This is a genomic window from SAR324 cluster bacterium (assembly GCA_029245725.1).
Classification (GTDB): domain Bacteria; phylum SAR324; class SAR324; order SAR324; family NAC60-12; genus JCVI-SCAAA005.
On sequence record JAQWOT010000363.1, the window covers coordinates 1 to 6454 of the forward strand.

Annotated in this window: 8 protein-coding genes; all 8 read left to right on the forward strand. The window is 41.8% G+C overall.

Features of this window, described 5'->3' with window-relative positions:
• A partial coding sequence (locus tag P8O70_20230; protein MDG2199169.1) for a serine--tRNA ligase occupies positions 1-197 on the forward strand: 197 nt, incomplete at its 5' end.
• A complete protein-coding gene (gene argJ / locus P8O70_20235) occupies positions 194-1378 on the forward strand; it encodes a bifunctional glutamate N-acetyltransferase/amino-acid acetyltransferase ArgJ (GenBank protein MDG2199170.1) in 1185 nt (394 codons plus the stop codon). The genes P8O70_20230 and argJ, both read left to right, overlap by 4 nt.
• Before the next feature lie 6 nt (positions 1379-1384).
• Positions 1385-2311 carry an ornithine carbamoyltransferase gene (gene argF / locus P8O70_20240; GenBank protein ID MDG2199171.1) on the forward strand — a complete coding sequence of 309 codons (927 nt, stop codon included), beginning with the start codon at positions 1385-1387 and terminating at the stop codon, positions 2309-2311.
• A 56-nt stretch (positions 2312-2367) separates the two neighbouring features.
• Complete coding sequence (locus tag P8O70_20245; GenBank protein MDG2199172.1) at positions 2368-3657, forward strand: citrate synthase; 1290 nt, start codon at positions 2368-2370, stop codon at positions 3655-3657.
• Positions 3658-3699: 42 nt separating this feature from the next.
• Positions 3700-3855, forward strand: coding sequence for a hypothetical protein (locus tag P8O70_20250; protein MDG2199173.1), 156 nt, complete (start codon positions 3700-3702; stop codon positions 3853-3855).
• Positions 3852-4868 (forward strand): exodeoxyribonuclease III, encoded by a 1017-nt coding sequence (xth, locus tag P8O70_20255; protein ID MDG2199174.1) that lies wholly within the window; start codon positions 3852-3854, stop codon positions 4866-4868. Before P8O70_20250 ends, xth begins: the two co-directional genes overlap by 4 nt.
• A gap of 342 nt (positions 4869-5210) precedes the next feature.
• Complete coding sequence (locus P8O70_20260; GenBank protein ID MDG2199175.1) at positions 5211-5771, forward strand: hypothetical protein; 561 nt, start codon at positions 5211-5213, stop codon at positions 5769-5771.
• 14 nt (positions 5772-5785) lie between these two features.
• A complete protein-coding gene (locus P8O70_20265; GenBank protein ID MDG2199176.1) occupies positions 5786-6373 on the forward strand; it encodes a hypothetical protein in 588 nt (195 codons plus the stop codon).
• Positions 6374-6454: the final 81 nt, after the last annotated feature.

Sequence of the window (6454 nt, forward strand, 5' to 3'; positions counted from 1 at the left end):
ACCAAGCTCGGAGATTAAACATTCGGTTCAAGGATTCTGATGGGAAGAATCAATTTGTTCATATGCTCAATGGCACTGCTATCGCGGTTTCCAGAACATTGATTGCTCTCATTGAAAATGGGCAGCAGGCTGATGGGTCGATCACGCTTCCAAAATGTCTTGGTTTACCAGATATCCCCGCACCCGCTTCAAAATGAAAATTTCACATGAATTGATTCCGGTTACAGGTTTTCGTTTTGGTGGGGTGAATATTGGCCTGAAAAACGAGAGTCTCGATTTTGGTGGAATCGTTGCGAATAGTCCATGTGCTGCTGCTGCAGTGTTCACCAAAAACAATTTTCCAGGTGCCCCTGTGATTGTGGGCCGGGAACATGTCGCTGATGGAAAACTTCAGGCGATTGTCGTGAACTCCAAGAACGCAAATGTTGCAACGGGAACTGCTGGCATAGAGGCATCTCGAAATACTTGTCGTTGGCTGGGGGAGGAATTGAATATTTCACCTGGAATGATTTTGCCCTCTTCAACGGGTGTAATTGGACGCCCACTTGATACAACAAAAATCAGAACTGGTTGTAAGATATTGGCTAGCCAACTTGGTGAAGAGGTTCCATATAGTGAGCGATTTGCCAAAGCCATTATGACTACGGATCATCATCCAAAATTTGCTCATGTTGTTCTCGAAGATGGAACGAAAATTCTCGGTATTGCAAAAGGTGCGGGGATGGTTGAACCAAATATGGCTACAATGCTCTCATACATTGTCACCGATGGAGACTTGCAGTCGAATGAATTAAGGACGGCACTTGATCAAGCAGTGAATCAGAGTTTCAACCGAATTTCGATCGATACAGATACCTCAACAAGCGATACCGTTGTTTTATTGAGTGCAGGTCATAAGAAAACTGATCGAAAAGACTTTCAAGTTGCTCTCATTGACCTTTGTTGCGATTTGGCGAAGAAGATTGTCCAAGACGGAGAAGGGGCCACAAAGTTGATTGAATTGAAGATCAGTGGGGCCCAAAATGAAAAATCTGCACTTCTGTTTGCGAAATCAGTAATTAACTCACCTTTGGTCAAAACTGCAATTTATGGAGCAGATCCGAATTGGGGTCGATTCGTCATGGCAATTGGGAAGGTTTTTGATTTCCCAATTCCGTTGGAGAACTTAAAAATTTATTTTGGTAAGGGTTCAACAAGATTTTGTCTGGATGTGGAGCACTCTGAAGATCTGGCTCTAGTTGAAGCCTTACGGACAATGCTTCAAGCAAAGGAATTGTTCATTGAGATTGAACTTGGAATGGGAACATCTACAGAAAGAGTTTGGGGGTGCGATTTGTCGGAGGGCTATGTTGCTGAGAATGCTTACTACACAACCTAATTATTCATGATGAAAAGAGATTTACTTAGTCTCCGAGATTGGAACCAACAAGAGCTTTTAGATTGTTTAAGCCTGGCTGCAGAATTGAAAGCTGCAGGTCCCATGGGTTCCTACAGTAAGGAATTAGCAGGAAGGAGTTATGCCCTGATTTTCCATAAGAATTCGCTTCGAACCAGGGTCTCATTTGAGGTGGGTATCAGTCAATTGGGTGGAAGTAGTATGAACTTGACTGATCAGGACTTTAAACTTGGTGAGCGAGAATCGGTTGCTGATACAGCCAAGGTCTTATCGAGGTACGTTGATGGAATTTTGATTAGAACTTACTCGCATACTCTTGTTAAGGAATTGGGAGAGAATGCATCAGTCCCTGTGGTCAATATGCTCACAAATTTTTGCCATCCGTGCCAAATATTGGCTGATGTGATGACCATACAAGAACATTTCAAAGATCTCTCAGAAACTCCGATCTGTTACTTGGGAGATGGAAACAACATTGTTCACAGTTGGTTAAATTTTGCTTCAAGAGTTCCCATTAAGTTCACTATCGGGACGACTGAGACAACCTTACCAGATATGGAATTGGTAGAGTATTCCAAGAAACAAGGTGTTTCAGAAGTGAAGGTAATCAATGATCCTGTTGAAGCAGTTCGGGACGCAAAGATTTTATACACAGATGTCTGGGCCAGCATGGGAGAAAAAGAGAAGGCTGAAGAAAGGAGAAAACTTTTGATGCCATATCAGATCAATTCCCATATCCTTTCAAAAGCGGCTCCTGGAGTGAAGATCATGCACTGTTTACCTGCTGAACGTGGATGGGAAGTTACTTCAGAAGTGTTGGACAGTCCTCAATCCATCGTCTTGGATCAAGCAGAAAACAGGCTTCATGCCCAAAAGGCGATTCTTTTGATGTTGGATCGCTGGTTCAGGAGTTGAAATTTAGATAGAGATGTTACCCCGATTCAAATCAACGACTACACCCCATAAATTTAATGACAAATTCTGCCAAACTTCATTTGCCTGGTCAGGAACCGTTAGAGATACCAATCCTCACGGGCTCTGAAAACGAAAAGGCTCTGGATATATCTTCATTACGAGCTAAGTCAGGATATATCACTCTGGACCCTGGGTTCGTAAACACTGGAGCATGCTCAAGCTCCATTACATATCTTGATGGTGAAAAGGGAATCCTCAGATACAGGGGGTATCGTATTGAGGAACTAGCCCAGAAATCCACATTTATAGAAGTAGCTTATCTGTTGATTCATGGTAATTTGCCGGATCAATCACAGTTGACTGAGTTTTCTAGAAAATTATCGAATCATTCGATGATTCATGAGGATATGAGGCATTTTTACGATGGGTTTTCGAGTACGGCTCATCCTATGGTTTCGCTCTCAGCCATGGTTGCTTCACTCTCTGCTTATTATTCTGAAGCTTCCGGTCGCGCATCAGTTAAGGATCTACATATCAACTCCGCTCGAATTATGGCCAAAGTTCGGACGATTGCTGCTTTCTCATACAAAAAATCAATTGGCCAACCCTTCGTATATCCACTCGACAGTCTTCCCTATTGCGCTAATTTTCTAAACATGATGTTTTCAGTGCCAGCTCAACCATATGAGGTTGATGAGGATCATGTCAAAGCGATGGATCTATTGTTGATATTACATGCAGATCATGAACAGAATTGTTCAGCTTCGACCGTACGTGTTGTGGGATCAAGTCAGGCCAATGTCTATGCTTCTGTTGCTTCAGGTATTTTGGCATTATGGGGCCCATTACATGGTGGGGCCAATCAACAAGTTCTTGATATGCTTATGCAAATTCATCAGCAGGGTGGAGACATTGATAGCTTTGTGAAGAGAGCCAAGGATCCAAATGACTCCTTCAGATTGATGGGTTTTGGCCACAGAGTTTACAAAAACTATGATCCCAGAGCCAAAATTATTAAGGAACATTGTGACCGGATTTTAAGTAAGCTCGGCGTGAAAGATCCACTACTTGAAATTGCCAAAAGACTTGAAGAGCGAGCTTTATCTGACAGCTATTTTGTCGAAAGAAAGCTCTATCCAAACATTGATTTCTACAGTGGTATTATCTACCGGGCAATTGGTCTTCCAAGTAATATGTTCACAGTGATGTTCGCATTGGGACGCATTCCAGGGTGGATTGCACAGTGGAAGGAGATGCATGAAGATTCTCAAACAAGAATTGCTAGACCAAGACAGATTTACATTGGCGAAAACGCCAGAAATTATGTCCCAATCAATCAACGCTGATTAAGGGATAATTTACTAAACCCCTTGAAATTAGGAGTATCGATGTCACCAAAAAAACGAACCAAAGCCATACGAAAAAATAAGCATACAGCCAACAAAGATAATTTGAAAAAAAATGAGAAGAGAATTCGTGAGAATATCACAGTTTTGCAGGTTCTCGATGCATCTGAAACTAAAGCTGAAGTCAGCGAAGAGTGAGTGAGTCACTTAATTCTTTGTTAAAAGAGCCCAAAAAGGTTCAAGAAGTTCAAAAAACGTTAAGGAATCCATCCACTCTCTCTGCACTCTATGAGGCTTGGCGAAAAGGAACCCTCAATGTCGAACGCACGTGGGGAAAAACTGGTTCACCAAGCCAAATTGTCATCTACAAACCCGACTCGTGTCTCCTCCCAGATGACATACTACAAATCACTGATACAACATCTGAAAAGGAAAATAACTTTACCTTCGTTACCTGGAATATAAATTCGATCCGAAGTCGATTGGAGTTGCTATTGGACTGGTTGGCTGAAAAGCAACCGGATTTGGTGGCATTGCAGGAAACAAAGGTGGAGGATGTTAATTTTCCAATTTTTGATCTTCAGCAAGCGGGATATCATTCTGTATTCAGTGGTCAAAAAAGCTATAACGGGGTTGCCTTCTTATCCAAAGAGGTCCCAGATAATATTCGTGTTGGTTTCCGAAATGGGTATGATCCTGAAAACTGTCGATTGATCAGCGTTCAATTGAGAGGGATCTGGTTCATCAACGTATATCTACCCCAAGGACAATCAGTAACTTCAGAAAAATTCACCTACAAATTAGAATTTCTGGAACAGTTGACTGTTGAGTTGTCAGAATATCCAAGTGAAAAACTAATCGTCCTCGGTGATTTAAATATTGCTCCTGAAGAAATTGATGTGCCCGATCCAACTGCAATGAAGTACATGGTTAGTTTCAGACCAGAGGAAAGAGCGGCATTCCAACAACTTCTGGCTCTAGGATTGCACGATGTGTTTAGAAAATTTAATAAGGAGCCTAATCATTATAGTTGGTGGGATTACCGGACCAGAGGGTTTGAGAGGAATGATGGAATGAGAATTGATCACATATTGTCATCTAAGGATTTACTTGATCAAACTACCCAGAGCTACATTGATCTTGAAAATCGTTCCAAAGTTAAACCCTCGGACCATGCTCCTGTTTTCGGCTGTTACACGAAAAGTGAGTAAAAGTATGATGGCTTTACAATGGCGTAAAACTCTCATTATTAGTCTGTTTCTTGCATCTGTAAACATAAATTGTTTTGCATCAACGAGAAATGATCCCCCTTCTTCAACAGCAATTATGGTCGATGTCCCAGTCAGAATCTTGGGGGTGGGTTTAACGGTTGTCTCAAGTGCTATATTTATTGTAGCAAGCCCATTTGCTCTAATTTCAGGCAGCCTTGAAGAAACTTGGAATGCACTGGTCATTGAGCCCTTAGAGTTCACCTTCACAAGACCTATGGGAAAGTTTGATGATTGGAAAACGAATCCCACCACGGAGACAGTATCTTTGGAATTGGAGAATTGATGAGAAAATTCTTAACATCTTTACCACTGATGCTGGCCCTGATGTTGTGGACAGTTCCAGCAAAAGCAGACTTGTTGTCTGTTCACGCTGACATACCTCTGACCTTCAGCCCATCCCAAGAAGGTGCAGACACTCCGGATTCAATTTCAGGTGCTCGTGTAGGTCTCAGTTTGTTCATACTCCCGCTGGGAATTGCATATGAGTCCTATGAAGTATCCTACTCAAGCGACTCTCTAGATTCTAAAGATACTTATCAAATCGCTAGCGTGTTTGTGAATCTTCCAGTTCCAGTGATTAACATTGCATTGGGAGTTGGTGCAGGGATGGTTACAGGAGAAGGTGAAAAAAAAGATAATACTAAACTTACAGCAGATGATTCGGCAGCAACAAGTTTCTTTGCAACACTAGGCTACCCAATACTTCCGCTTTTTGATGTCCACGTTGGCTATCAGGTTATTAATGCAAACAAGGTGGATGTTAAGGATTCGAGTGGTGGGCTTGAATATGAAAATGATCCATCAGGTACTGTCTGGACGGCTGGCATCAAAGTTGGCTTCTGAATATTGAATTGAAAATGATAACTAAAATCAAAATTTTAGCTGTACTCTTTTTCGTTGGATTTGGTACGGGAATCGCCCAGGCTCAATTCTTCGGGTTTAGCGTGGACACTGCAGTGGACTATACAGTGGCGCCGGATAAAGTTACAGGTGGAACCTTAGGGATTATACACCCCATTGGTTTTGTCCCAAACTTTGGATATACCCAGGTGAAATTCAAGGAAGAATCAATGGATGTTTCTTCAACTGTTCAGTTGAACACTGATGTAACGATCACTTCCTATAATATTTTTTTCAATGTGCCCTTCCCTGTGGTCGCAGTTTCCCTAGGTGCTGGTGTTGGAGAGGTGAAGGTGGAATCTTCATTAACAGGATATGGGAATAAACCATCCGTTTCAAAACCGGTGATTGAAGGTTTTACAAGAATAGGCTTACCGTTTTGGAACTTTATAGAATTTCACCTTGGTATTCACGCCATCAAAGTTGCTTCAAAAATAGATGCTGGAGATTCTTGGTCCACGATAGAACCAGGTGTTGATTCTGTCGATACAGATAAAGATTACACTGGAACATTAACTACAGTTGGACTTCAATTCGCTTTCTGAATTACTAGAAGATCATCATTTCCGCTTCAGACACGCAATCACCTCACTCCACCTACTCAATAATCTTCCTCCTGATAAACT

Excerpts from the sequence above, each read along its gene's own strand:
- P8O70_20260 (MDG2199175.1), top strand. The coding sequence starts at position 5,211 with ATGAGAAAATTCTTAACATCTTTACCACTGATGCTGGCCCTGATGTTG.
- argJ (MDG2199170.1), top strand. The coding sequence starts at position 194 with ATGAAAATTTCACATGAATTGATTCCGGTTACAGGTTTTCGTTTTGGT.
- P8O70_20250 (MDG2199173.1), top strand. The coding sequence starts at position 3,700 with ATGTCACCAAAAAAACGAACCAAAGCCATACGAAAAAATAAGCATACA.
- P8O70_20265 (MDG2199176.1), top strand. The coding sequence starts at position 5,786 with ATGATAACTAAAATCAAAATTTTAGCTGTACTCTTTTTCGTTGGATTT.
- P8O70_20245 (MDG2199172.1), top strand. The coding sequence starts at position 2,368 with ATGACAAATTCTGCCAAACTTCATTTGCCTGGTCAGGAACCGTTAGAG.
- argF (MDG2199171.1), top strand. The coding sequence starts at position 1,385 with ATGATGAAAAGAGATTTACTTAGTCTCCGAGATTGGAACCAACAAGAG.